General features: G+C 60.4%; 21 protein-coding genes. 15 read left to right on the forward strand and 6 right to left on the reverse strand.

Annotated elements, in window-relative coordinates; genetic code table 11:
• Positions 1–276 precede the first annotated feature (276 nt).
• From E5K02_RS21360 to E5K02_RS21370, 3 genes are all read left to right on the forward strand, one after another.
• The gene (locus tag E5K02_RS21360) at positions 277–855 is read left to right on the forward strand and encodes a hypothetical protein (protein WP_135397805.1); all 579 of its coding nucleotides are present in this window, start codon (positions 277–279) and stop codon (positions 853–855) included.
• 243 nt (positions 856–1,098) lie between these two features.
• Positions 1,099–2,826 carry a ubiquinone-dependent pyruvate dehydrogenase gene (gene poxB / locus E5K02_RS21365; RefSeq protein WP_135397807.1) on the forward strand — a complete coding sequence of 576 codons (1,728 nt, stop codon included), beginning with the start codon at positions 1,099–1,101 and terminating at the stop codon, positions 2,824–2,826.
• A gap of 293 nt (positions 2,827–3,119) precedes the next feature.
• Positions 3,120–4,007, forward strand: coding sequence for a transglutaminase-like domain-containing protein (locus E5K02_RS21370; protein WP_135397809.1), 888 nt, complete (start codon positions 3,120–3,122; stop codon positions 4,005–4,007).
• 206 nt (positions 4,008–4,213) lie between these two features.
• On the opposite strand, the gene E5K02_RS21375 is transcribed toward E5K02_RS21370, so the two are convergent.
• On the reverse strand, positions 4,214–4,825 hold the full coding sequence (locus E5K02_RS21375) for a redoxin domain-containing protein (protein WP_135397811.1): 612 nt from the start codon (positions 4,823–4,825) through the stop codon (positions 4,214–4,216).
• 14 nt (positions 4,826–4,839) lie between these two features.
• Positions 4,840–5,508, reverse strand: a complete 669-nt coding sequence (locus E5K02_RS21380) for a 4'-phosphopantetheinyl transferase superfamily protein (protein ID WP_135397813.1) — start codon at positions 5,506–5,508, stop codon at positions 4,840–4,842.
• Between the two features lie 156 nt (positions 5,509–5,664).
• On the opposite strand from E5K02_RS21380, the gene E5K02_RS21385 reads away from it, so the two are divergent.
• The 7 genes from E5K02_RS21385 to E5K02_RS21415 all read left to right on the forward strand — a co-directional run bounded on the left by E5K02_RS21385 (position 5,665) and on the right by E5K02_RS21415 (position 14,721).
• Positions 5,665–6,600: a WD40 repeat domain-containing protein gene (locus tag E5K02_RS21385; RefSeq protein ID WP_135397815.1), complete on the forward strand. Its 936-nt coding sequence runs from the start codon at positions 5,665–5,667 to the stop codon at positions 6,598–6,600.
• Positions 6,601–6,705: 105 nt separating this feature from the next.
• The gene (locus E5K02_RS21390) at positions 6,706–7,725 is read left to right on the forward strand and encodes a DivIVA domain-containing protein (RefSeq protein ID WP_135397817.1); all 1,020 of its coding nucleotides are present in this window, start codon (positions 6,706–6,708) and stop codon (positions 7,723–7,725) included.
• A gap of 213 nt (positions 7,726–7,938) precedes the next feature.
• Positions 7,939–8,307, forward strand: coding sequence for a dihydroneopterin aldolase (gene folB, locus E5K02_RS21395; RefSeq protein WP_135397819.1), 369 nt, complete (start codon positions 7,939–7,941; stop codon positions 8,305–8,307).
• 156 nt (positions 8,308–8,463) lie between these two features.
• Positions 8,464–8,886 (forward strand): BlaI/MecI/CopY family transcriptional regulator, encoded by a 423-nt coding sequence (locus E5K02_RS21400; protein ID WP_135397821.1) that lies wholly within the window; start codon positions 8,464–8,466, stop codon positions 8,884–8,886.
• The gene (locus E5K02_RS21405) at positions 8,873–11,491 is read left to right on the forward strand and encodes a M56 family metallopeptidase (protein ID WP_135397823.1); all 2,619 of its coding nucleotides are present in this window, start codon (positions 8,873–8,875) and stop codon (positions 11,489–11,491) included. The genes E5K02_RS21400 and E5K02_RS21405 overlap by 14 nt, the downstream gene beginning before the upstream one ends.
• A 131-nt stretch (positions 11,492–11,622) precedes the next feature.
• Positions 11,623–14,196 carry a DUF5916 domain-containing protein gene (locus tag E5K02_RS21410; RefSeq protein ID WP_135397825.1) on the forward strand — a complete coding sequence of 858 codons (2,574 nt, stop codon included), beginning with the start codon at positions 11,623–11,625 and terminating at the stop codon, positions 14,194–14,196.
• 141 nt (positions 14,197–14,337) lie between these two features.
• Entirely contained in the window at positions 14,338–14,721 is a 384-nt protein-coding gene (locus E5K02_RS21415; RefSeq protein ID WP_135397827.1) for a VOC family protein, read from the forward strand.
• A 118-nt stretch (positions 14,722–14,839) separates the two neighbouring features.
• Here E5K02_RS21415 and meaB read toward each other — a convergent pair whose 3' ends face one another.
• Complete coding sequence (meaB, locus tag E5K02_RS21420; RefSeq protein ID WP_135397830.1) at positions 14,840–15,814, reverse strand: methylmalonyl Co-A mutase-associated GTPase MeaB; 975 nt, start codon at positions 15,812–15,814, stop codon at positions 14,840–14,842.
• Positions 15,815–16,017: 203 nt separating this feature from the next.
• Between meaB and E5K02_RS21425 the strand changes: the two genes are divergently transcribed.
• Entirely contained in the window at positions 16,018–17,418 is a 1,401-nt protein-coding gene (locus E5K02_RS21425) for a DUF5723 family protein (protein WP_135397832.1), read from the forward strand.
• Between the two features lie 52 nt (positions 17,419–17,470).
• On the opposite strand, the gene E5K02_RS21430 is transcribed toward E5K02_RS21425, so the two are convergent.
• From E5K02_RS21430 to E5K02_RS21440, 3 genes are all read right to left on the reverse strand, one after another.
• On the reverse strand, positions 17,471–18,574 hold the full coding sequence (locus tag E5K02_RS21430; protein ID WP_135397834.1) for a YncE family protein: 1,104 nt from the start codon (positions 18,572–18,574) through the stop codon (positions 17,471–17,473).
• Between the two features lie 153 nt (positions 18,575–18,727).
• Complete coding sequence (locus tag E5K02_RS21435; protein WP_135397836.1) at positions 18,728–19,264, reverse strand: NUDIX hydrolase; 537 nt, start codon at positions 19,262–19,264, stop codon at positions 18,728–18,730.
• Positions 19,265–19,317: 53 nt separating this feature from the next.
• Complete coding sequence (locus tag E5K02_RS21440) at positions 19,318–20,049, reverse strand: L,D-transpeptidase family protein (protein WP_206026000.1); 732 nt, start codon at positions 20,047–20,049, stop codon at positions 19,318–19,320.
• Between the two features lie 219 nt (positions 20,050–20,268).
• On the opposite strand from E5K02_RS21440, the gene E5K02_RS21445 reads away from it, so the two are divergent.
• The 4 genes from E5K02_RS21445 (at position 20,269) to E5K02_RS21460 (ending at position 23,492) form a co-directional block, all read left to right on the forward strand.
• On the forward strand, positions 20,269–21,252 hold the full coding sequence (locus tag E5K02_RS21445) for an alpha/beta hydrolase (protein WP_135397838.1): 984 nt from the start codon (positions 20,269–20,271) through the stop codon (positions 21,250–21,252).
• A 125-nt stretch (positions 21,253–21,377) separates the two neighbouring features.
• Positions 21,378–22,283, forward strand: a complete 906-nt coding sequence (locus E5K02_RS21450) for a glycerophosphodiester phosphodiesterase (protein WP_135397840.1) — start codon at positions 21,378–21,380, stop codon at positions 22,281–22,283.
• Between the two features lie 178 nt (positions 22,284–22,461).
• Positions 22,462–22,662 (forward strand): hypothetical protein, encoded by a 201-nt coding sequence (locus E5K02_RS21455; RefSeq protein ID WP_135397841.1) that lies wholly within the window; start codon positions 22,462–22,464, stop codon positions 22,660–22,662.
• An 86-nt stretch (positions 22,663–22,748) separates the two neighbouring features.
• Positions 22,749–23,492 (forward strand): J domain-containing protein, encoded by a 744-nt coding sequence (locus tag E5K02_RS21460; RefSeq protein WP_135397842.1) that lies wholly within the window; start codon positions 22,749–22,751, stop codon positions 23,490–23,492.
• Positions 23,493–23,519 lie beyond the last annotated feature (27 nt).

Consider the following 23,519-nt stretch of genomic DNA (forward strand, 5'->3'; position numbering starts at 1 on the left):
GTTAAGGCCAGCTAAGCGCCCTTAAGTCGTACCAACAACGGCTGGTAAACTACGATAACCAGCAGATCTGTCAAGTAAGGCCACGGGCAAGCAACACAACGGAAGAATTGGGTAGCACTTTTAGTTGTTTTTGCTTTACTTGCCATTATTAGCACCTACGGGTGGCTTAGTGGTACGTCCGATTAACGGATGGTGCCACCATGCAGCAAGCTATATTAGAAGAGTACAATTAGAGTTCTTTAGGTTTTATTAACTATCTGATTACCAATTAGATTTATGGCTATTCCTATTAGTCCAGAGCCGCTGTTGCTCGTGGTACGCGCGTATTATGGTTTTTCGCAAACTGAAGTAGCAGAGTTCTTGGGGGTTTCGCGGGGGCAGGTGGCCCTGGTAGAAACGGGGCGCCGCCTGCTGTCCTCGGTGGGGGAAAAACGGCTGCGTTTTCTCAGCACTTGCCTGAGCAACTTTGTCCCCAGCCAAGCCGAAATGTTTCCTTTCAGCGCCCCTACAGCCTGGGAGCCGTTGCAGTGTTATCAGCGCAAATGCCTGCGCCAGGCCCATGGGTTGCGTCAGGAGCTAGCCAGGCTACAGATGCTGGCCATGCAATGTCAGCGCCGCCTGCAGGATATGCCCGTTCTACGCGCAGCTCTGGCCCAAGAGCTGCCCACTGCTGACCTGCAAACCTGGTTGCACCAGCGTGAGGAACAGGCTCACGCCGGCCTGACCGAGTGCGGCCCCGCGGCCCAGGCGCTCCTGCAGATGCGCATCAATACCCTTGAATCGCAGGCGGCAGATGCAACTCGTAAGCTAGGTGCCATTAGGCGACCGTTAAGCAAAGCCCGGCCGCGGTTGTAACGCCTTTCGGCTTTGCTAGTGCTCCTGTAAAGGCTGCCCTGCTGAGCCGGGGGGTGGATCCTGTGCCATAGGAGGCCTGGCGTTAGCGCTAAGAGATCAGCATGACTGAGAGCCACTCAACCCGAAAGCCGGTTGAGTGGCTCTAGTGGCTGCCTATAGCGTAAACTGAACCAATCGGGGCGGTGAGCGGCGTAGGCGAAACCGGCCATTTCCCGTATAGCCATCAGACTATACCTGATGACTATGGCCAAGAAAACTGTCTCTGAAATTATTGTCGATACCTTGATGGCGGCCGGAGTGACCCGCGTCTATGGTGTGGTCGGCGACTCGCTCAACGGTATCACCGACGTAATTCGGGCCCGGGAAGGCATCGAGTGGGTGCACGTGCGCAACGAAGAAGCCGGAGCCTTTGCCGCCGGTGCCGAAGCCCACGTAACCGGTAGCCTGGCCGTGTGCGCCGGCTCATGCGGCCCCGGCAACACGCACTTGCTCAACGGCCTCTACGACTGCCACCGCAGCCGTGTGCCGGTGCTAGCCCTGGCCGCCCAGATTCCGAGCGTGGAAATCGGCAGTCAGTATTTCCAGGAAACCCACCCCGAAATCACCTTCAAAGAGTGCAGTGCCTACTGTGAGCTGATTGGCCACCCCGACCAAACCGTGCGCTGCACCGAAATGGCTATCCAAACTGCCCTGACCCAGCGCGGGGTGGCCGTGCTGGTAGTGCCCGGCGACATCAGTCATCAACAGGCCGAGGCGCCCGAGCCTCGCCTGCCCGTGCTGCGCAGCAAAGCTACGCTGGTGCCCGGACTGGAAGATCTGCGTGCGGCCGCCGATGTGCTGAATTCCAGCGGCAAGGTCACCATTATGGCCGGGGCCGGCTGCGCCCAGGCGCATGCCGAGCTGCTGCAAGTGGCCGAAATGCTGGGTGCGCCGGTGGTACACGCCCTGCGGGGCAAGGAATACGTGGAGCCCAGCAACCCCTACGATGTGGGCATGAGTGGCCTACTGGGCTTTACGTCCGGTTACGAGGCCCTGATGAGCGCCGACGCCTTGCTTATGCTCGGCACCGATTTCCCGTACACGCAGTTTTTGCCCCAGGATGCCCGCACCGTCCAGATTGACCTGCGCGGCGAGCATATTGGCCGCCGGGCTCGGGTGGAAGTGGGCCTTATCGGCGACGTAGCGGCCAGCCTCCAGGCGCTGCTGCCCCTGCTGAATCATAAGTCGGACCGCCGCCATCTGGAGCGGGCCCTCAACAACTACCGCGAGGCGCGGCAGGACCTCGACGAGCTGGCCGTGGGCGAGGCCGGCGACACGAGCATGCACCCGCAGTACGTGGCCCGCTTGCTGGATGAGCAGGCCGCCGAAGATGCCATTTTCACCTGCGACGTGGGCACGCCTACCATCTGGGCGGCGCGCTATCTGCGCTTCAACGGGCAACGCCGCCTGATTGGCTCCTTCAACCACGGCAGCATGGCCAACGCCATGCCTCAGGCCTTGGGGGCGCAGCTGGCTTTTCCCGGCCGGCAGGTCATTGCCCTGGCCGGCGACGGAGGCTTCGCCATGCTTATGGGCGAGCTGCTGACGCTTAAACAGCTCAAGGCTCCGGTTAAAATCGTCATCTTCAACAACAACAGCCTGGCCTTTGTGGAGCTGGAAATGAAGGCCTCGGGTATTCTCCAGTACGGTACCGACCTGGAAAACCCGAACTTCGCGGCCCTGGCTGAGGCGGCCGGCATTCGGGGTATCCGCGTTGAGGACCCCGCCGCCCTGCCCGCCGCCGTAGCGGCAATGCTGGCTCACCCGGGCCCGGTAATCTTGGACGCCGTAGTTAAGCGCACCGAGCTTTCCATGCCGCCCACGATTCAGAAGCAGCAAGTGCTGGGCTTCAGCCTCTACACCTTAAAAGCTATTATGAGCGGCCGCGGCGACGAAGTGCTGGAATTGGCCAAAACCAACTTGCTACGCTAGGGGAGTAGTCATCGAATTGTGATTCCCACCCTGCAGTGGCTTTGCCGGTATGAGATGCGGAATGATAGGTGTGGTCGTAGAACTATTTTCGTCCATGCCAACGAAATAGCGAGTCGGCCGTTCTTTCTCAAACTCAACGGCCACGTTTTACCTTTCTCCCGAATTGAACAATATACCGTCGGATATATGTTAATTCCTGGCAGCCAGCCGTGCGCAAACCGCGGCAGTTGCTTTTATTTGCTCTTTCCCCGCAGTACGGCAGCCTCTCTTTGCCGCGGCCCGCACCCTAGTCCATGACCAACAAAGAAATTAAAGCCTTAATCTCCCTGCTGGATGATCCGGAAATTGCTCCCCAGATCCAGGACCGCATCCAAACACTAGGAGAAAGTATTATTCCATTTCTCGAAGAATCCTGGGAAGAAAGTCTCGACCCCCAGCAGCAGCAGCGACTCGAAGATCTGATTCATAACCTGCAGTTCGACGGGCTACAGCAGCGCCTGCGCGTGTGGCGCGACTCGGGTGGCGAAAACCTGCTGGAAGGCATGTGGCTGCTGAACTCTTACCAATACCCCGACGCCGATTTGCAGGCCCTGAACCGCGCCATCGAGCAGCTGCGCTTCGAGGTCTGGACCCTGCTGCGCCCCGACATGCACCCCGCCGACCAGGTGCAGGTGCTGAACCACGTTTTGTTTCGCACGCACAAGTTTGCCGCCAACACCCAGAACTTCCATTCGCCGGCCAACTCCATGCTGCATCTGGTACTGGAAACCCGCCGGGGCAACCCCCTGACGCTGTGCGTAATTTACCTGCTTGTAGCCCAGCGTTTGAACCTGCCGATTTACGGCGTGAACCTGCCCAACCTGTTTGTGCTAACCTATCGGCCGGAAGACCGTGCTGCTCCAGCGTTTTACATTAATTGCTACAACCGCGGCCTGATTTTGTCGCGCACCGACATTGAGCACTACGTTGCCCAGCTGAACCTGTCGTCAAACGATATTTTCTTCGAGCCCTGTTCCCACCTCGATATTGTGCGTCGCGCCCTGCGCAATCTGATGCTGAGCTTCGAGAAAATGCAAGAACCGGCCAAAGCCGCCGAGGTAAGCAAGCTGCTGGCCATTCTCACCGACGAAAGCGGCGAACCAACCGACAGCAGCGCCGCCGAAGACGACGACGAGGAGTAAGAGCTGATGCTCCATATGCCCTGTCCATACTGACGCATTCCATCCAGCGGAACGGGCAGAGTTCTCTAATGTGAAAAGCCCTTTACTCAACGACGAGTAAAAGGCTTTCTGGTAAAAGAATGGCTAGCACTAGCAGGACGAATGGCTCGCTTCGTTCGCCGTAGCGGGCGAATTGCTTGGTCGTACCTCTTTTTATGCTGGGGGCGTTAGGGCTTCTTGATCAGGCAGCCGGCCGCCCGCTTGTCCGTGACGCCGACGGGGCGGCCCGCCAGAATATTGTCCAAGGCCTGTGCCAGATACTTGTCCTTGGCGTAGGCTTCCACCTGGGCATTGTCGTCGATGGCACCCTTGTAGCGCACCACAAACCCGCTGCCGGCTGGCACCAGCACAACGGCTTCGGGCGTTTTGGTAGCGCCTAGCAGGCCGCTTACCTGCTGGCTCTCATCGGTCAGATAGGGGTAGTCGTCGGCGCCCGTGGTTTTCATCTTCAGCTTCTCGGCATCGGCCGCGTCGGCGGTAGCCTCAAGGTTGATGGGCGTGTTGATAAACAGAAACTGCACTCCCCGGCCGCTATACGCCGAGTTCAGGGCATTCAGCCGGTTTTGGTACAGCTTGGAAAACGCGCAGTTCGGGTTGACAAACACCACGACTACAGCCTTGTTTTTGGCGTAGCTGCTCAGCGTTACGCTGGCGTTGGTGGGGCTTTTCAGGGTAAAGTCACTGACCGTTCGGCCATCCTGGGCGCGGGCCACGCCCACGGCGAGGGCAGAAAATACCAGGGCCGCAGCGGCAAGTAGAGAAATTCGACGAAAGGTCATACGGTAGGGCAAGGTCAGAAGGAAGGGGGCGCGACGTCCTCCACGCAGTAGGTGAGGATGTAGTCGGGCGTAAGGCGCTGGTAGTGAATCTGGTGTTGGCTGCGGGAGTTTTCTAGCAGCAGGTGCCCCGTCAACACACCTGCCTCCCGCAGCTCAAACGGGTTGAGCCGAATTTGCTCTTTAAACACCAGGCCCCGGCGACTATGCAGCTTATAGAGCGTCTCTTTGGCACTCCAATAGAGACTGTGTTTGGCTACATCATCACCGGTGTTGGCTAGCTCGTCTTTCGATAAAAACCTGGTAGCCAACAATTGCGCTTTGGTGCGAATCAGTTCAATATCTGTGCCAACGCGGCCGCGGGTAGCAACAATGCCGGCCAGCCACTGCCCGGAGTGCGACAACGAAACCGCATAATCAGGTAATTGCTCGAAAAAAGGCCGGCCATTTTCATCGTTGCGCAACACGGCCCGGGCATCCGCATTTACTTCTCTGAGTAGGGCATGGGCCAGGGCCCGGCCGGCCAGCCACTGCAACGTGCGGGCTTCGTCGCGGGCGGCGGGCTGCAACTGGCTATATAGCTCCGGGCGTGGCACCAAGCGCAAAAGCTCCGCCGGTTGCTCCGTCAGCTGCCACAGGCCCAGCAGGGCATGTTCAGAAAGCGGCGTAACGGAATGAAGGGGCATGGGCGGATGAACGGTAGAAGGGGGCGGCCAGATTGTGGCTTGGTAACTAAAAACTGCCCTGCAATCAGCAGAGGCGGAATATGGGCCGCTAGTGGGCCCAATACGCTCTGCTCGTCAAAACTGGCGTATTTTTGCCCTAAATCCTAACTCCCTGCCATGCCGCTGCTTTTTCGTCCGGAGGTTCAGAAGCTTGCCACCCTCAGCGGCCACCACGACTGCGTCTACGCCCTGACCGGGGCCCCTGCCACTCCCATCGTGTACTCGGCTGGCTCCGATGGATTTGTGGTAGCTTGGAACAGCGCCGTTCCGGAGCAGGACGGGGAATTGGTAGCACGGGTTGAAAACTCGGTGTACGCGCTGCAGTATGTAGCCGGTCGGAATCTGCTGCTGATAGGCCACAACTTTCAGGGCGTGCAGGTAATAGACCTGCATCAGAAAAAGCTGGTGCATGCCACCGCCCTGCCCCCGGTAGCCATCTTCGATATCGTGTACGCGGCCAGCCAGCAGCGCATCTACGTAGCGCTGGGCGACGGCACACTGGCCGTGCTGCACAGTGAGACTTTCCGCCTTCTGCACTTGCAGCGCCTGTCGGATAAAAGCCTGCGCTGCCTGGCCCTGCACGAGGAGCGCGGGGAGTTGGCCGTGGGCGGTAGCGACCAGCTGGTTCGGGTGCTGGACGCGGCTTCGCTGCAAGTAAAATACACCCTCGAGGGCTCCACCAATTCGGTATTTACCGCCACCTACTCGCCCGACGGCCGCTGGCTGCTCACGGCCGGGCGCGATGCGCATCTGCGCATCTGGGACGTGGCCCAGGGCTACCCCGAGGCCCAGAGTATCATTGCCCACCTGTTTGCCATCAACCACGTAGCGTACAGCCCGGACGGGCAGTTTTTTGCTACCTGCAGCATGGACAAATCGATTAAGCTGTGGGAGGCCGAGAGCTTCCGCCTGCTACGCGTGCTCGACAAGGCCCGGCACGCCGGCCACGGTACTTCGGTCAACAAGTTATTTTGGTCAGGACCGCGGAATCGGCTAGTTTCGTGTAGTGACGACCGCAGCCTTGCGGTTTGGCAGCTGGTACAGAGTGGCTAGTCCTGCGCAGATAGAAACCTCCGGTTGGTGCCGCCTAAGCATTCCGCACAATTACCTGTTGGCTGGTACTGCCCGCTCCGTACCTAATTCCTTTTTTCGATTACCATGAAAATCACCGCCCTCGATATCCGGCAGAAGACCTTTGAAAAAGCATTTCGGGGCCTCAATAAAGAAGAAGTAGAAGCCTTTTTGGTTACGCTTTCGCAACAGTGGGAGCGAATGGGCGACGAAAACCGCGAGCTGCGCATTAAGCTGGAGCATGCTACCCAGGAAGTGAGCAAGATGCGGGAAGTGGAAACCTCTCTCTACCGCACCCTGAAAACGGCCGAGGACACCGGCAATAGCATCACGGAGCAGGCCCAGCGCGACGCCGAGTTGCGGGTGCGCGAAGCCCAGCTCAAGGCTGAGCAGCTGCTGGCCGACGCCCGCCAGAAAGCCCGCCACGTGGTGGATGAGGCCTACAAGCAGGCCGAGAAAACCGTGGCGGAAATGAAAACCGAAGTCAATGGGCTAGGGCAGGAGTGCCAGCGCCTGGAAGCCCAGATGGAAAGCCTCGTGCGCGACTTGCAGCGCCTGGCCAATGACGCCCTCGATAAGGTAGAAAAAGTGAAAGCCCGGCCGAAAACCTCGGCAGCAGCCATCCTTTCGCGGGCGGCCAGCGTAAAGGTGAACAGACCCGATTCTTCACCCGAAACCGACACTGCCATGTTTGTAGGCTCAGCTTCTTCCTCTTCCGTAGCCGCTGTAGCGGGTGCTACCGCTGCCGCCGTGGGCGGCGTCGCCCTCGATCAGCCCGCTTCTCGCCCCATCGGGCCCCAGCCCGGTAGCTATAATCCCAAGCCGGGGCAGCAGCCCGACCCCGGTGCGCCAGCCCAAACGCCCGGCCCCGATATCGAGCCTAACCGCCTGCCCAACGAAAACCCGGGCCACGTAGATCCGTCGCGTATTTATAACCCCGAGCCTTCGCGCGTGCCCGAGCCCGACTCTCCCCGCATCGAGCCCACGGCCCCCGACATCCAGCCCATCGGGCCCGGCCACCCCGAAATTACCCAGCCTTCGCCCGCCACGCACCCCGGCATGGCCGCAGCCGCTTCGACGGAGAAGTCATTCTTTGACGAAATATAAACTCCGGATTTCTCCGCGTTTTGTCGTCGATTACATTTGAAGCCTGCCTTTCGGGGCGGGCTTCACTTTTATACAGCTGCCTCAGCAAAGCGGCCTAGAAAACTAGCGGGGCAGTAGAATGCGAGGCACTCAGAGCCTTGCTCGTTGCTCGGCCTTTCTAAGCAATTACAGGCGGCAGCTGTTTACCGTTTTACACTTTCACCTCGTCACTATATGGGCCAGATTGCACTGGAAGGAATGGAGTTTTTTGCGTTTCACGGCTTTTATGATGAAGAGCAGAAAATCGGCAACAAGTACGGCGTTGATTTATACATTGAAACGGACCTGCACGCGGCCGGCACCTCCGACAAGCTCGATGCGACGGTAAATTATGAAGTCCTGTACCGGGTAGTGGCCGAGGAGATGCTGGCTCCGGCCCGCCTGCTGGAACACGTAGGCCACCGCGTGATGGACCGGGTGATGCAGAAGTTTCCGCACGTAAAATCGGTGAAGGTCTGCGTGTCGAAGTTCAACCCGCCCCTGGGCGGTATCTGTCACCGGGCCCGCGTAACGCTGAAGCGCAAGCGCGCCAAGCAACTGTAGTGGTTGAAGGTGAGTCTGTTAAAGCCCGGTTGGTAGCCGGGTTTTTTGTTGCTAGAGTATTTGTACGAAATAAATCGTAGATAAAATTTGCTTCTACGATTCACTTCGTATATGTTTGATGTACGAAGTAGTTCGTATCAAGAAAAGCACCTAGTTATGAGTAAGGCATCCCTTCCTAAACCCACCGAATCGGAACTCGAAATCCTGCAAGTGCTCTGGCAGCACGGCCCCAGCACGGTCCGGTTCGTGAACGACGAGCTCAGCCGCAAGCGCGACGTGGGCTATACGACGACCCTGAAACTGCTGCAACTCATGCTCGACAAGGGCTTGGTGCTGCGCGACGACGACAGCCGCACCCACGTGTACCGGGCCGCCGTGCGCGAAGAGGAAACCCAAAGTCAGCTGCTCGACCGGTTTGTGGAAGCCGCCTTCGGGGGCTCGGCCATGAAGCTGGTAATGCAGGCCCTGGGCAACCGCCGCACATCCAAAGAAGAGCTACGCCAGATTCGGACGCTGCTCAACGAAATCGAAGAGGATAAACCCGAAACTGAGAAAGGAGGCCCCAATGAACTGGCTTGAGAACGTACTGTCGCCCGAGCTAGTGCGAGCCGTGGGCTGGACGATAGTCCACTCGCTCTGGCAGGGGGCCATGGTTGGGTTGGCGTTGGTGGGGCTGTTGCTGGTGCTGCGCCGGCACTCGGCCCAGGTGCGCTACAACGTGGCCGGCCTGGCCCTGATTACCATGCTCGGGCTGGCGCTGGTCACGTTTGGGCGGCACTACGCCGTGGCCCTGGCTAGCAGCAAAGCCGCTGTTGCGGTGGCCGGCACCGCAACCTCGACTACTACTCTAAGCCTGTCGCCGGCAGCGGCAGCTGCCACGGTTGAGGTAGCCCAGCAGTCCACTTCCTTGCTCGAAATCGGCCGCCAGTATTTCGACCAGCACCTGCCCCTGATTGTGGCGGCCTGGTTTCTGGGGCTGCTGGCCATGACGCTGCGGATGCTTGGCGGCCTGGCGTATGTGCAGCGCCTGCGCCACTACCGCGTCGAGCCCTTGTCGGAACAATGGAATGAGCGCCTGAAAGTGTTGGCCGAGCGGGCCGGGCTGAAGCGCACGATTACGTTACTTGAATCGGCGCTGGTAAAGGCGCCACTGGTAGCAGGCCACCTCAAACCGGTGATTCTGCTGCCTCTGGGTACGGTGATGGGACTGAGCCAGGCTCAGCTGGAAGCTATTCTAGCCCACGAGCTGGCCCATATTGCCCGCCGCGACTACCTGATGAACATTCTGCAGTCGATGGCCGAAATCCTGTTTTTCTACCACCCCGCCGCCTGGTTTATCACGGCCTGCCTGCGCACCGAGCGCGAGAACTGCTGCGACGACGAGGCCACCGCTATCTGCGGCGACCCGCTGACCCTGGCCAAAGCCCTGGCCGCCCTGGCCGAAATGGGCCAGAACGTGTATCCGACGCCCCAGCTGGCTTTGTCGGCGGTGGGCCCCGATGGCTCGTTGCTGGGGCGTATTCGGCGCCTGGTGCAGCGCCGGGCCACGCCTACGTTCTCCGAGGGCTTTATGGCAGCTCTGGTGGTCATCGGCGGCTTGGCGCTGATTGGCCTGACTACGGTCGTAGCTATGGCTAACCCCCGGCCCTGGCCGGAAAAAGCCAAGGAACTGGTAGGAGCCGTGTTCGGTCCCGAAAACAGCATCTGGGCCAACAGCCTGCCTACATTTCAGGCAGAAGAAGCTGCCCACGCCGCTTTCCCGGCACCCTTGGCTCAGGGCAACGACGATGACGATAAGAAAAAGCGCAAGAACAAAGGCAAAGACGATAAGCACACTGTGATAGTGCGCGACGCCGACGAAGGCCAGACCCTGCGCCGGGGCAAAGATGGCGGAACGGTGGTCGTGAAGCGCGACAAAAAAGGTCGTATCACGGAGCTGTATGTGGACGGCCAGCGCATCGAAATGGAGGAAGGCAAGCCCAAAACAAAGAGCAACACCACCGAAGTTATTCGCCTGGCTCCTTCCAGCCGCAGCCGGCGGAGCACCGCTTCCAACTTTAACTTTGACTTCGACTCGCGCAACTACGGCATGTCGGCCCGTGACCAGCAGGAGCTGCAGAGCTCGATGCGGCGCCTGGAGCAGGACTTGGCCCGTAACCCGGCCATCGTGCGCCGCGACGGTACCACCAGCATCATCCTCAATGATGGTAACCGCGTGGAAGTCCGCTCGGGCAAGGATGTGAGCATCAATACCGACAAAATAACCGCGAAGGCCCTGCTGGATGCCGAGCGCTCGTTGCGCGAAGCCGAGCGGACCGAAACCGATGCGGAAGCCCGTACTAAGATTCGGGAAGAGCTGGAGCGCATTCAGGAGCGGCGCGAAGAGATTCGCGAACGGCAGCAGGAAGCCCGGGAGCGGGAGCAAGAAGCCAATGAGGCCGTGCGGGAGCGCCAGCAACTGGAGCGCGAACGGTACCAGGCCGAACGGGAGCGGTACCAGGTTGAGCGGGAACGATACCGGGCCGAGCGGGAAAAGGAACGCGCCGTTCGGGAAGAGCAGAACCGCAAGGTGGAAGAGTCTATTGTCGATGAGTTGGTAAAAGACAAGCTAATCAAGGACAAGAAGTATTTCCAACTGGTGCTGAAAGCCAACGAAATGGTGGTGGATGGCGAAAAGCAGCCTGAAGCCGTGGTCAACAAATACCGCAAGCTGTTTGAAGAAGGAACCGGCCGCACCCTGGGAGCCAATGGGTCGGTGATTTTCAGCAACACCGGCAACGACAGCAACCGGATTTACTCCAACACCACGGGCAGCTCGAAGTACATGCCTGTGCCCCCGGCGCCACCAGCTCCGCCAGCTGCCCCCCCTCGCCCCCCACGCACGCCCCGTGTACCGAGCTCGAGCTTAACGCCCCCGGCTCCGGCTCCACCCGCCCCGCCCCGGGCGCCGCGCCCACCTCGCGCGCCGCGCAATGTGAAAGTGAATTCGGTAGCCCTGGGTGAGCAGCTGCGCAAAGACGGCCTCATCAACCAGAATGCCCGCTCGTATCAGCTGCAACTGAACAACTCGGGTATGTCGGTGAACGGGCAGAAACAGTCCGAAGAAACGGCGAAGCGCTACCGGGAGCTACTCGGCAAAAACGACGGCAAGAACTTCAACATGGACGTCGTCATCACCGAATAGCTTTCCTTTCCCCGAAAAAGGCCTGCCAGCTGGCAGGCCTTTTTTTGTGGCTGTTTCGCAAGTGCTGAGCAACCATTAGGCATCGGCTATCATCTATTCCCGCACTATCTCTCCCTCTTTACCCCGCGTTCATGTTTCTACGTGTACTTCTCTGTTGTTGTGTTGGGCTGCTTACGTACACGGCTGCTGCTCAAACTTCGTCCACTGCCTCGGCCGATGCCAAGGTGCTGGCTCCCAAAAAGCAGCTGCAGGCCTTGCGCATCACGGAGGGCATCAAGCTGGATGGGGTGCTCGACGAAGCCATGTGGCAGCAGGCGGGCATTGCCACCGATTTTATTCAGAACCGCCCCAATCCCGGCCCGCCCGAAAAGCACAAGACCGAGGTGCGCGTGCTCTACGACGACGCCAACCTCTACATCGGGGCCGTAATGCACGACGTGTCGGGCGACTCCATCCTGCGGGAGCTAACGGCGCGCGACAACTTCGGCAACACCGACTTTATCGGAATCTTCCTCGATACCTACCACGACAAGCTCAACGGCTACGGCTTTTTCGTGACTACGGGTGGGGTGCAGATGGACTGCCGCTACTCGCCCGCGGGTGGGGAAGATTTCAACTGGAATGCCGTGTGGGACTCGCGCACCAGCGTGAAAGGCACCGACTGGGTGGCCGAAATGCGGATTCCGTACTCGGCCATCCGTTTCAGCCAGGCTCCCGAGCAACTTTGGGGACTCAACTTCATGCGCCAGCGCAAGCGCGACAACCAGGCATTTTTCTGGAACGAGGTGAAGCCCGCCGTGGACGGTTTCGTAAACCAGTGGGGCACACTCGAAGGCTTGCGTGATATTAAACCGCCCCTGCGCTTGTCCTTGACGCCTTACGTGTCGGGCTACGTGAACCACAACCCGCTCAACGACGAGGGCACGCGCCGCACCACGACCAGCTTCAACGGCGGGGCCGACGTGAAGTGGGGCATCAACGAAAGCTTCACCCTGGACGCCACCCTGGTGCCCGACTTTGGGCAGGTGCAGAGCGACAACCAGGTGCTGAACCTGTCGCCCTTCGAGGTGCAGTTCAACGAGAACCGCCAGTTTTTCACCGAAGGCACCGAGCTCTTTAACAAAGGCAACCTGTTTTACTCCCGCCGCGTGGGTGCCACGCCCATCGGCTTTTACAACGTGGAAGCCGGCGACAACGAGAAAATTGTGCAGAACCCGCCCGAAACCCGGCTGCTGAACGCTACCAAAGTCTCGGGGCGCACGAGCAAGGGCCTGGGGGTAGGCGTGTTCAATTCCGTGTCGAACGACGTGTACGCCACCATTCGCAACACCGAAACGGGGGAGGAGCGCCGCGAATTAACCCAGCCCTTCAGCAATTACAACATTGCGGTGCTGGATCAGTCGCTGAAAAACAACTCCTACGTCTCGCTCATCAACACCAACGTCACGCGCTTTGGCCGTACCTACGATGCCAACGTAACGGGCGGCCTGTTCCGCTTTGCCAACAAGAAGAACTCCTACGCCGTGGATGGCCGCATAGTGTACTCGCGCCGCCGGGGCTACTTCTTCCACGAGGAAGACTTGGTCGACGACCAGGACGGCTATAAGTACCAGGTGGGCATCAGCAAAATCAGCGGCAGCTTTACCTGGGGCGTCAACCACGGCATCGAGTCGCACACCTACAACCCCAACGACCTGGGCATCTTGTTTGGCAACAACAATATTTCCCAGGGTATTTACGGCAACTACAACCACTACAAGCCTTTCTGGAAGGTCAACAACTTCTACTCCTACTTCGGCCTCGACCAGTCGTTGCTTTACCGGCCCACCGTGTACCAGAAAACCAACCTCTACGGGGGAGCCAACACGACTTTTACCAAGAACTTTCTGACCGTAGGCTTCAACTTCGACGTGAACCCCATCAACCGGGACTACTTCGAGCCGCGCAAGGAGCCGCTGGGCGACTACTACGTGCGCGTACCCGCCAACGCCAACTTCGGCGCCTTCACCTCAACGGACTACCGTAAGAAGCTGGCGTTGGACTTGAATGCCGGGATTCGGGGCTACAAGGAGGAAGACCGGTTTGAGCGGCCCCAGCGCCTGGGCATCGGCTTTGGGGTGTCGCCGCGCTACCGCGTTAACAACAAGCTCAACTTCCGCTACAGCCTCGACTGGAGCACCAACCGCAACCAGATTGGCTACGTGAACCCCTCGAGCGGCGACAACGGCAGCCTGAGCAGCAAATACCCGGAGGATGCCCGGATTCTGGATGAGTTTCCGGAGGCCGTGCTACTGGGGCGCCGCCGTGTCGTGACGGTTTCCAACGTCCTGCAGGCGGCTTACACGTTCACCAACCGCATGTCGCTGACGGTGCGCACCCGCCACTACACCAGCACCGTGCGCTACCTGGATTTTGCCCGCTTGGCCCCCGGCGGCGAGGAAACGCTCGTGGACTACACCCGCAACCGCGACAATACTTTTAACGCCTTCAACGTGGACGCGGTGTACTCGTGGTGGTTTGCACCCGGCTCCCAGATCAGCGTCGTCTGGAAAAATGCTGGCTCTACTTTCCTGCAGGCCAATGAAGCCACGCCGCTGTATTTCGACAACCTGAACAACACCATCAATACCCCCCACAACAACTCGGTATCGGTCAAAATCCTGTACTATTTGGATTACTTAGCCGTGCGGCCCCGGCGGGCCTAAGCCGCCTGGCTGCACCCCTTCGACTACGCGTACCGCGGCGGCCTCCTTACTGGGTGGGTGCGCCGGGTTTGTGGTCAAATGATGAAAGAAGCCACCTGAGGGCTACGCTAAGTTGCTACCACCGCTTATTCTATTTCACGCATGCATCTGGGTTCCGTCGCGCTGCTGGTGCGCGAGTACGACGAGGCCATAGCCTATTACGTCGGCACCTTAGGCTTTCAATTGCTGGAAGATACCGATCTGGGCCAGGGTAAGCGGTGGGTGCGGGTAGCGCCTGCTGGAGCCGCCACCAGCTTGTTGTTAGCCCAGGCCAGAAGCCCCGAACAGATGCAGGCCATCGGCAACCAGTCCGGGGGCCGAGTATTCCTGTTTCTGCACGCCGATGATTTCTGGGCCGACTATCACCGCCTAAAAACGCGGGGCGTGCAGTTTGTGGAAGAGCCCCGTCTGGAAAGCTACGGCTACGTAGTCGTGTTTACCGACCTCTACGGCAATGCGTGGGACCTGCTGGAAGCGACACTATAAACCAATGCCGCCCAGCCTGGAAAATAAAAGGCTGGGCGGCCTTACCGTTACGCAGGCCAAATGGTAAGGCTACCACTTACCAGGCAGAGCCATGGCCTACCGTGAAATGACTAAATGACTACAAGCCCAGCAACTCGGCGGCGGCCCCGAAAGCCGATTTGCTGCCTTGCAGCACTTGCTGGCGCAAGCCCGGTAACTCAGCCTGTACGCTGGGCTTGGCGTAGAACTGCTCCTCCAGCCCTTGGCGGATGGCCTCGTAAAGCCAGTGCAGGTTTTGCTCCTGCCGCCGCCGCTGAAAGTAGCCGCTGGCCTGAGTTTGCTCGACGTACTCTTCCACCACCTGCCATACTTCCGGTACGCCCTTGCCCGTGAGGGCCGAACTGACGGTAACCTTCGGGCTCCAGCCCGAGGGGGCCAGCGGAAACAGGTGCAAGGCATTCTGGTACTCGCGGCGGGCCAGCTTGGCGGCGGTTTCGTTCTGGCCGTCAGCCTTGGTGATGGTCACCGCATCGGCCATTTCCATGATGCCCTTCTTGATGCCCTGCAGCTCGTCGCCGGCCCCGGCCAGCATCAGCAGCAAAAAGAAGTCGACCATGCCGTGCACGGCCGTCTCGCTCTGGCCCACGCCCACGGTTTCGATGAAGATAACGTCGTGGCCGGCAGCTTCGCACAAAATCATGGCCTCGCGGGTGCTGCGTGTGACGCCGCCCAGGCTGCGGCCCGCCGGCGAGGGGCGAATGTACGCCCGCTCGTGGGCCGCCAGCTGGTTCATGCGGGTTTTGTCGCCCAGGATGCTGCCGCCGCTGCGCTGGCTGGTGGGGTCGACGGCCAGCACGGCCAGGCGCTTGCCCTGCCCGAGCAGCTGCAGCCCCAGGGCTTCGATGAACGTGCTTTTGCCCACGCCCGGCACCCCCGTAATGCCTACCCGCACCGAGCGGCCGGCGTGGGGTAGCACCCGGTCGAGAACTTGCTGGGCCAAGTGCTGATCGGAGGGCAGGGTGCTTTCCACGAGCGTAATGGCCCGGCTCAGCACCATGCGGTTGCCCGCCAAAATACCATCGGCGTACTGATCAACGGAAAAGCGTTTGGCCAAAATCAGGGTCTTTTGAAAGAAAATACTGGGGCGGAGCGTTTACGGTTGCTCCGGCAGCCCAAGCTCCGGCCCGCAAAATAGTAGGCGTGGGCCAGAATCCTGGTGCGCTCTGGTACGTAACCGAAGATGGCGCTTGTCGGGAAACCACTCCCGAGAGCGGCTGACGTAGCGCACTGCATCCTTTTTATCCAGTATTTCGCCCCGTGAAAACTATCCGTTTTGCCCTGAGTGCCGGCCTCTGGCTGGCTACTGCTACCGGCCTACGGGCCCAAACCGAACTGAACTCCTTTTCCATTGTGGGGCGGGGCGGGGTGGCCAATACCTTTGCCAATGACTACCAGGCCCTGGGCGTGAACCCGGCCAACCTGGCCCGCACCGGCAATGCCGTGGTGGCTTTTACCATTGGGGAGGGCGGCGTGGGCGTGGCGTCCGAGTCGCTGACGCGGGCCCAGATTCGGGCCTTTCTGCGCCCCTCCGACCAACCGCTGACGCTAGCCGAACGACAGGGGCTGGCCCGGGCCTTTACTTCGGAAAATGCCTTGAATGTAAATGCCGACGTTGTGCCCCTGGCCGTGTCGGCGTCGTTTCCGGTGCTGGGCAGCTTTGCCATCAGCAACCGGCAGCGGCTCGTCGGGCACATAGCCCTTAATCAGAATGCCGCTGAAATCCTGTTTCTGGGCCAGGATGCGCCCATCTACGCCAACTATAATCCGGCCACGTCGCCCCTCATAACCGAGGCGCTGGCGGGTACCGAGTTTCAGGGTACCTGGTACAACGAGTTCAACTTCGCCTTTGCCCGCCGCTTCATCACCCTGCCGCTCTTGCGCGTATCGGGCGGCGTGGGCTACCGCTATATTCAGGGCGTGGGCGTGGTAGATGTGCGCGTAGAGTCCGGGCAGCTGGAAGCCTACAGCGCGGTTTCCCCCCTTTTCGACCTCGATTACAGCAAGCTGGCCAGCAACAGCTCTTTCAATTTCCAGGAGCGGGCCAATGGGTTGCAGCCCGTGGGCCGCGGCCACGGCGTTGATTTGGGCGTAGCCGTCGAAGCCGGAAAAATGCTGCGGCTGGGCTTGTCGGTTACGGATATTGGCAAGATGACCTGGGAAGGCAACCTACTCACGGCCTCCGACCAAAAGCTAAAAAAGCTGCAGTCGGAAGGCCTGGATAGCTACGACTTCCTCAACCACGCCGCCGAAATTTTTGCCTCCGGCACCGACAGCGTCCTGACCTACAAGCCCAGCCTGGAACGCACGGCCAGCTTGCCCACCAAGCTACGGGCCGGGGCGGGCCTGCGAATTTCCAACAGCCTGGAACTGGGCCTGGACGTAACGCTGCCGTTCAATAACGTGGCGGGCAATATCACGTCGCCCTTCGTTGGGGCCGGTATCGACTACAAGCCCGTGCGCTACCTGCGGCTGAGCAGCGGGGTATCGGGCGGGGCCGGCTACGGTTTTAGCCTGCCCCTGGGCGTCACCTTCACTACCAGCCTCTACGAGTTTGGCGTCAGCACCCGCGACGTGCCGGGCCTGCTGGCCGACAAGGGCCCATACGCCTCCGTAGCGGCCGGTTTCGTGCGGTTCCGGTTTGGGGAGATAAAAGATTAGCACCAAAAAGGCCTGCTGAAGTCAGCAGGCCTTTTTGGTTGCCCGAGTGGGGCTAGCGCACGAAGATGGGCAGCCCCAGTTTGCTGCGGCGGCCGCCGAGTTTTAGGCCGTCGTCCACGTAGGTGCAGGCTTTGCCGGCCGCGTTGGGGTCCTGAATCACGCCCAGGAAGGGGTTATCCTCGCGGGCTACGTAGATTTTACCGTCGGGCGCCAGTTGCAGGGAGCCAATCTTGCGGTTGGCCGAGGTGCCGACTTTCACGGCATTTTCCTTGCTTTTAGTTTTCAAGTCGAACTGCCACACCTCGGCTTGCCCGCCGCCCTTGCCGTTGCAGGTGCCGTAGAGCTTCGAGCCATCGGGCGAGAACTCCACGCCGTAGGCTTCCTCGTAGGTGCCAAACTGGCGCGGATTGCTCACCTTGCCGGTGGTGTTGTCGAAGTCAAATACCTCGAACTTGTTGCTTTCCCGCCACAGGGCCGAGGCGATTTTGCTGCCGTCGGGGGAGAACTTGATACAGCCAATGGCATTGCGGCCGGGGCCGGCGTTCATGCTGCCCACGTTGCTCAGAATTGGCTTGGTTTCCACGCCCTCGGCCGTTACCAGGTACGACACAAAGGCGTTGGAATTCCAGCGGTGCCCCACCACCCAAATGTCGCGGCCGTTCTTGTGCTTCACGGCGGCCAGCTTTTCGGCTACCGGCGAAATCAGCAGCATGTTGGCCCGGGGCACGTCGCCAAAGCCGCCCTCGCGCGTCATGTCGACCACGGAGTAGCGCATGCCGTTCTTGCCGCCCTGGGGCGCGACGGTGAAGATGTAGAACACGTTGCCGCTGCCGGGGTCGGGCACAATCAGGGCACTCTGGGCGCTGGATTTGCTGCCCATCAGCCCTTTGCCGTTCAGCATGGGCTGGTGCTTGCGGTTGTATACTACCTCCCCATCGGTGTAGAAGAGGAGCTGGCCTTGCTGGTTGGTAGCCACCGACGAGCCTTCGTAGGTGCTCATCTTGCCATCAAGCAGGGGAGTAGGGGCCGCCGTGCCGTTGAAGCGCAGACCGGCTTGCCCGCCGAAATACCAGATGGATTGCTCGCCCTGCGCACGAGCAGGAGCAGATACGGCCAAACTGGCCAGGAAAAGCAGAAAAAGGGACAGACGTTTCATAGACGTTGAGCTGTACGCAGCCCGGTAGTTGGCAGCTGCGCACCGCCAAAATAAGAATTGAAATCCGTGCCAAACTGAGTAGCTCTGTTGCGACTCGTAACGCAGCGCCTCACCGCCGCAGTGCCTGGTTCACGCAAAGGCCCGGCGGCGGGGCTAAATAGTCCACTCCCCGGCCAGCAGCCGCGGTATCAAGGGGTGAATAATTCGGTAGCTGGCTCCCCAAAGCTGGTAGGGCCCGACGCGGTAAAAGTCGACCAGCATGCGCTGGGACCAGCCCGGCAGCTGCCACCACTCCTGGGCGTGGGTCGCCGGGTCGGCCAGGGTACGCAGGCTGATTTCGAGCACTTCGGCAATTTCGGGCTGTTGGCACCACCACGTGGCGGGCCGCCGGATGCTGGCCAAAAAAGGCGCAATGTGGAAGCCGCCGGTGAACGTGCTCAGCGTCGGCAACGCTAGCAACACCCGTATGTCCTCGGGCTTTAGGCCTACTTCTTCCTCGGCCTCGCGCAGGGCCGTGGCCAGCAGCGACGCATCTTCCGGGTCGCGCTTGCCACCGGGAAATGCCAGTTGCCCGCCGTGAATGCCCCGTTCGCCGCGCCGCACCAGGACCAGTTGCAGCTCCCCGGCCGCGTCGCGGTACACGGGCACAATTACGGCAGATTCGCGCAGGGGAATGGAGGGGGTAGTCATTGGCAAAAGAAAAATACGGGCATAAACGGACAAAAGTACGCCCGCGACCTTGTTCACCGTACCACGTACCGGCCGGTGGCGGCCACTTCCACGGTCGGCAGGCGCACATGCGCATCAAAGTAAGCGAAACCCGGCTGCAGGCTCTGCCAGAAGCTATAGTGCCTGCTGGTCTGGTAGCGCTCCATATTCGGGGGCGTCAGCTCGAAGGGGAAAATATGAATCTGCATGTCCTGCTGGCCGGCACAGCGGGCTTCCAAGGCTAGCAGATACACTTCCTGAATACAGTCGTCGGTGATGGGCAGGCAGCCGACCGTGACGTTGGAGCCGTGCACGAAGATGTGGCTGCCCGGGTTGACGCCGCCCAGTGCCCGGTCGGAGGCGTTGGGGTAGTCCAGGCCCAGCGACATGTAGTAGGTGCTGATTGGGTTGAACCGGTCGATGTGGTAGAAGCCTTCGGGCACTTGGTTGTCGCCCTCGTTGCGCTTGGGGCCCAGCGTGCCCGAGGTGGCTGCCAGCGGGTAGGTGCGCAGGAGCTGAAAGGTGGCCTCGCCCTGGTTGCGGGCCCATACTTCCAGCCGCCGGCCGATTTTAAACACCCGAAAAAATACTTCCAGCCGGGCGGGGTCAATCTTGCGGCTGCGCAGCAGGGTGTGGAGCTGGGGCCACTTGCGGGCGTAGGCCAGTTTCACCCGCGGGTACGTGAGCTGGTACTCCCGAAGAGCCGGATTGGGTGGGCAAGCCGCCACCAACGACCACAAGCTGATGGCTAAGAACAAGATGCGCATAGGCCGAATGCCTGGGATAAGCCGTATAAAACAGGGCGGCTCAGTGGAGCAGCGTCAGAGAACGGTAAATTACCAATGTTGCGTATGCTATATATAGTAAATAGTAGAGTTGTTTATACCGTCGATTTAGGGAGCATTATGGCTGTAGAACTCTATGCATAGCTTAGAAGCTGTGCTAGGCCAGTTCTTTTTTTAGTTTCATTGTTGTCGCGCTTCATCATGGCTGAATCATATTACCAACCCGACGTACTGGGCCCTGACTTTGAGCAGCAGGTTATTCCCCAGCCGGCTGATTACGAAGGCGCGGTGGTGTGTACCCTGGTACGTTTGCGCGAGCAGGCCCCGGGCTCGAAGGCCGTGCTCTACGTGCACGGCTTTACCGACTACTTCTTCCAGCGCGACATGGCCCTGGAGTACCGCCGCCACGGCTACCGCTTCTACGCCCTGGATCTGCGCAAGTATGGCCGCTCCTGGCTGCCCCACCAAACGGCCAACAACGTGCGCGACCTGCGCGAGTACTACGCCGACCTCGACGCGGCGCTGGCCCGGTTGCAGGCCGAAGGCAATACGACCATTGTGCTCAGCGGCCATTCTACCGGCGGGCTATTGGTGGCTTTGTACGCGCAGGATGGAAGCCGCCGCGGCGCCGTTGCGGCCCTGTTTCTGAACAGCCCGTTTTTTGCCATGCACCAAAACTGGCTGAACCGCCACCTCGGCGTACCGCTGGCCGCCCGCCTGGGCCGGTGGCTGCCCGACGTGCAGCTGCCGGCTAATCTGCCGACCGAATACGGGCAGAGCCTGCACCAGCGCTACCACGGCGAATGGGACTACTACCTGCCCTGGAAGCCGATTGAGGTGTTTCCCGTCAAGCTCGGGTGGCTGCGCGCTATTCATGCCGGGCATCGGCGCATTGCCCGGGGCTTGCAGATTCCGCAGCCGGTGCTGGTGATGCACTCCGACAAAACCCTTAGCCGGGCCGGGTGGAGCGAGCAGTATTTCGAAACCGACGCGGTGCTGAACGTGCGGCACATTCGGGAGCTAAGTCCTGGGCTGGGCGCCCACGTCACGGTAATGGCCATTTCCGGCGGGATTCACGACCTGGTATTGTCGCGGCCGGCCGTGCGCGCCCACGTCTACCAGCAGCTGTTTCGGTGGCTGGCGACGGTGCTTGCCCCCGCTGAAGCAGCAACGGACCGCCGCTAAAGGGTAAAGGCATTGAAAACCGAAGCAGGGCTCTACCGGTTAGGCTTAGGTCAGATGCTCCCAACCGTTACACCACCAGCTGCCTGTGGGGGTTGAGTGCTCAAAACTTACTGCCTGCCCCGCCTATGCGTAGCCTATACTGGAGCCTGTTGCTAAGCCTGGGCCTGGCTGGTTTTGGGGCCCGGGCCCAAACCGCCCGGGAGGCGTTGAGGCGGCCGCCGGGCCAGGTGGTGGTAATCGGGCACGCCGGCTCGGGTTTTTTTACGCCCCTGAACCCGTTCAATCCATTGCCGCCCAGTAGTCTGCGGAGCGAGCTAAAAGCCCTGGAAGATGGGGCCGACGGCCTGGAAATCGATATCCAGCTTAGTCAGGACAGCGTGCCGGTACTCTACCACGACACGACGCTGGACACCATGACCAAGACCGGCCGGGGCTGCACCCACCAGTACCCCGCCGCTCAGCTCGTGCAGCTGCAGTTTCGCGGGGGCTGGCCCTACGACTGGTTTCAGCACGAGCGGCTGGTGACCCTCGATACGCTGCTAGCCCGCCTGGCGCGCCAGCCGGCCTATCCTTACCTCCACCTCGACTTGCACGAAATCCTGCCCTGCCTAACCGAAACGCAGACTTTGCGCAACTCGGCGGCCCTGGCCCGGCAACTAGTAACCCTGCTGCAGCGCTACCACGTGCCCGCCGCCCGGGTTCTTATCGTCTCCGACCAGCTCCCGACGCTGCGGCGCTTCCGGCAGCTGTGGCCTGAGCTGCCACTGGGGCTTGAAATCAACGGCGGCTATGCGGCCAACCTGGGCGTAGCGCAAACCGAGAAGCTGGACGCGGTGGTGTTGGCTGAAGACCTGACCACACCCGACAACACCGCGGCGGCCCACGCGGCAGGGCTGGCTGTGGTAGCCTTTGGGGCCCGATCCGCCAAATCCATTACCAAGGTGGTCGGGGCGCATCCCGATGCCTACGAGGTGGATAACGTACGCAAGCTCCGGCGAATCCTGGGCCAGCCGGCAGCTGCCAAGCAGTAGCGTTGCGCTGGGGCGCAAAACCGAGAGTTCTTTATTTCGGATAGAGAATATAGACGCTGGCAGATAGAATGCAGTAGTTAAGCTAAATTCTGAGCGCAGGGCTCAGCAGTTGAGTCTATTTGGGAGAACCAAACGCTCTGAAACCGGAGCTATCCGTCTCTTTATCAGTCTTCTGTCCATGCGTACTGCCCTGCTTCGCCCCGCTGTTTCCTTTATTTTGTTCGTGCTGCTGCTGGCTTCGACGCTAACCGCCTCGGCCGGCAACCCCTACCTGCGGGCCCTGCAGCACGGCCGCCGCTACGTACACCGGCCCATCTACAAGCAATACCAGCACCCCACGCACAAGAGCCACCGCGGCCTGTGGCTCTTCAAAAAGTAAACCTTGGCTTCATAAATAAAAAGCTGTTCTATAGGGCCATTCGGGCGGGTTCGTTACTTTAAGGCTTTCCTTGAGCGAAGCCGTTTATGCTGGATTATTACCGCCTTTTGGGAGTCGACTTTACGGCCACGCAGGCGGAAATAGAGGAGGCCTACCAGCGGCAGAAAGCCCGCCTGAGCCGGCGCACCGCTGACCCGGCCATGCAGTTGCGTCTGCAGCAGGTGCACACGGGCTACGAAATTCTGGGCAACCCCGGCCGCCGCCTGGCTTACAACGTGCTACTGGCCCAGGAGCCCGTACCCGAGCCACCCGCCGACCCCACCCAACTCCTGCTGGCCCGCTATGCTCCGGCCGCCCGCTGGCTTAACGCCGGGTTGATTCTGGGCTGCCTGCTGCTGTTGCTCGACTGGGCCCTGCCCATGCGCACGTTTCCGAATGAAGAAGTGCTGGTCCGCCAGATTGTGTCGGTGTCGTCGGCGGCTTCCGATCCGCAGATGGCCTATGACGTAACCACGCCCCGCACCACTTTCCGCGTGCCCAGCCGCTACGGCCACCGGGTCCGTAAAGGCGCCCGGCTGACGGTCAGCCAAACGCCCTTGTTGGGGGTGGTGCGCCGCATCGGGGTGCCGCCGACTTCGCCGGGCGAGTTACCGGAGTTCAAGGCCTCGGGGGGCAATATTTACGGTTCGTTTAGCTTGTTGCCCGGGGTACTCTTCATCGTGGCAACCCTGGGACTGCTGCCCGGCCGCTCCCCCGAAATGCGCGTCAATACGGCCGTGGTAGGCGCCTTGCTGGCCGTTGTAGCTCTAGTGGTGCTAATCTGGTTTTGAGGCCTAATCAAAAGGAAAAGCGGCCCT

The sequence above is a fragment of the Hymenobacter metallicola genome (assembly GCF_004745645.1).
In the GTDB taxonomy this organism is placed as follows: Bacteria; Bacteroidota; Bacteroidia; order Cytophagales; family Hymenobacteraceae; genus Hymenobacter; species Hymenobacter metallicola.

What these genes read in the sequence shown, in the direction of transcription:
- E5K02_RS21360 (WP_135397805.1), top strand. Translation starts at nt 277, where the DNA reads ATGGCTATTCCTATTAGTCCAGAGCCGCTGTTGCTCGTGGTACGCGCG.
- poxB (WP_135397807.1), top strand. Translation starts at nt 1,099, where the DNA reads ATGGCCAAGAAAACTGTCTCTGAAATTATTGTCGATACCTTGATGGCG.
- E5K02_RS21370 (WP_135397809.1), top strand. Translation starts at nt 3,120, where the DNA reads ATGACCAACAAAGAAATTAAAGCCTTAATCTCCCTGCTGGATGATCCG.
- E5K02_RS21375 (WP_135397811.1), bottom strand. Translation starts at nt 4,825, where the DNA reads ATGACCTTTCGTCGAATTTCTCTACTTGCCGCTGCGGCCCTGGTATTT.
- E5K02_RS21380 (WP_135397813.1), bottom strand. Translation starts at nt 5,508, where the DNA reads ATGCCCCTTCATTCCGTTACGCCGCTTTCTGAACATGCCCTGCTGGGC.
- E5K02_RS21385 (WP_135397815.1), top strand. Translation starts at nt 5,665, where the DNA reads ATGCCGCTGCTTTTTCGTCCGGAGGTTCAGAAGCTTGCCACCCTCAGC.
- E5K02_RS21390 (WP_135397817.1), top strand. Translation starts at nt 6,706, where the DNA reads ATGAAAATCACCGCCCTCGATATCCGGCAGAAGACCTTTGAAAAAGCA.
- folB (WP_135397819.1), top strand. Translation starts at nt 7,939, where the DNA reads ATGGGCCAGATTGCACTGGAAGGAATGGAGTTTTTTGCGTTTCACGGC.
- E5K02_RS21400 (WP_135397821.1), top strand. Translation starts at nt 8,464, where the DNA reads ATGAGTAAGGCATCCCTTCCTAAACCCACCGAATCGGAACTCGAAATC.
- E5K02_RS21405 (WP_135397823.1), top strand. Translation starts at nt 8,873, where the DNA reads ATGAACTGGCTTGAGAACGTACTGTCGCCCGAGCTAGTGCGAGCCGTG.
- E5K02_RS21410 (WP_135397825.1), top strand. Translation starts at nt 11,623, where the DNA reads ATGTTTCTACGTGTACTTCTCTGTTGTTGTGTTGGGCTGCTTACGTAC.
- E5K02_RS21415 (WP_135397827.1), top strand. Translation starts at nt 14,338, where the DNA reads ATGCATCTGGGTTCCGTCGCGCTGCTGGTGCGCGAGTACGACGAGGCC.
- E5K02_RS21430 (WP_135397834.1), bottom strand. Translation starts at nt 18,574, where the DNA reads ATGAAACGTCTGTCCCTTTTTCTGCTTTTCCTGGCCAGTTTGGCCGTA.
- E5K02_RS21435 (WP_135397836.1), bottom strand. Translation starts at nt 19,264, where the DNA reads ATGACTACCCCCTCCATTCCCCTGCGCGAATCTGCCGTAATTGTGCCC.
- E5K02_RS21440 (WP_206026000.1), bottom strand. Translation starts at nt 20,049, where the DNA reads ATGCGCATCTTGTTCTTAGCCATCAGCTTGTGGTCGTTGGTGGCGGCT.
- E5K02_RS21445 (WP_135397838.1), top strand. Translation starts at nt 20,269, where the DNA reads ATGGCTGAATCATATTACCAACCCGACGTACTGGGCCCTGACTTTGAG.
- E5K02_RS21450 (WP_135397840.1), top strand. Translation starts at nt 21,378, where the DNA reads ATGCGTAGCCTATACTGGAGCCTGTTGCTAAGCCTGGGCCTGGCTGGT.
- E5K02_RS21455 (WP_135397841.1), top strand. Translation starts at nt 22,462, where the DNA reads ATGCGTACTGCCCTGCTTCGCCCCGCTGTTTCCTTTATTTTGTTCGTG.
- E5K02_RS21460 (WP_135397842.1), top strand. Translation starts at nt 22,749, where the DNA reads ATGCTGGATTATTACCGCCTTTTGGGAGTCGACTTTACGGCCACGCAG.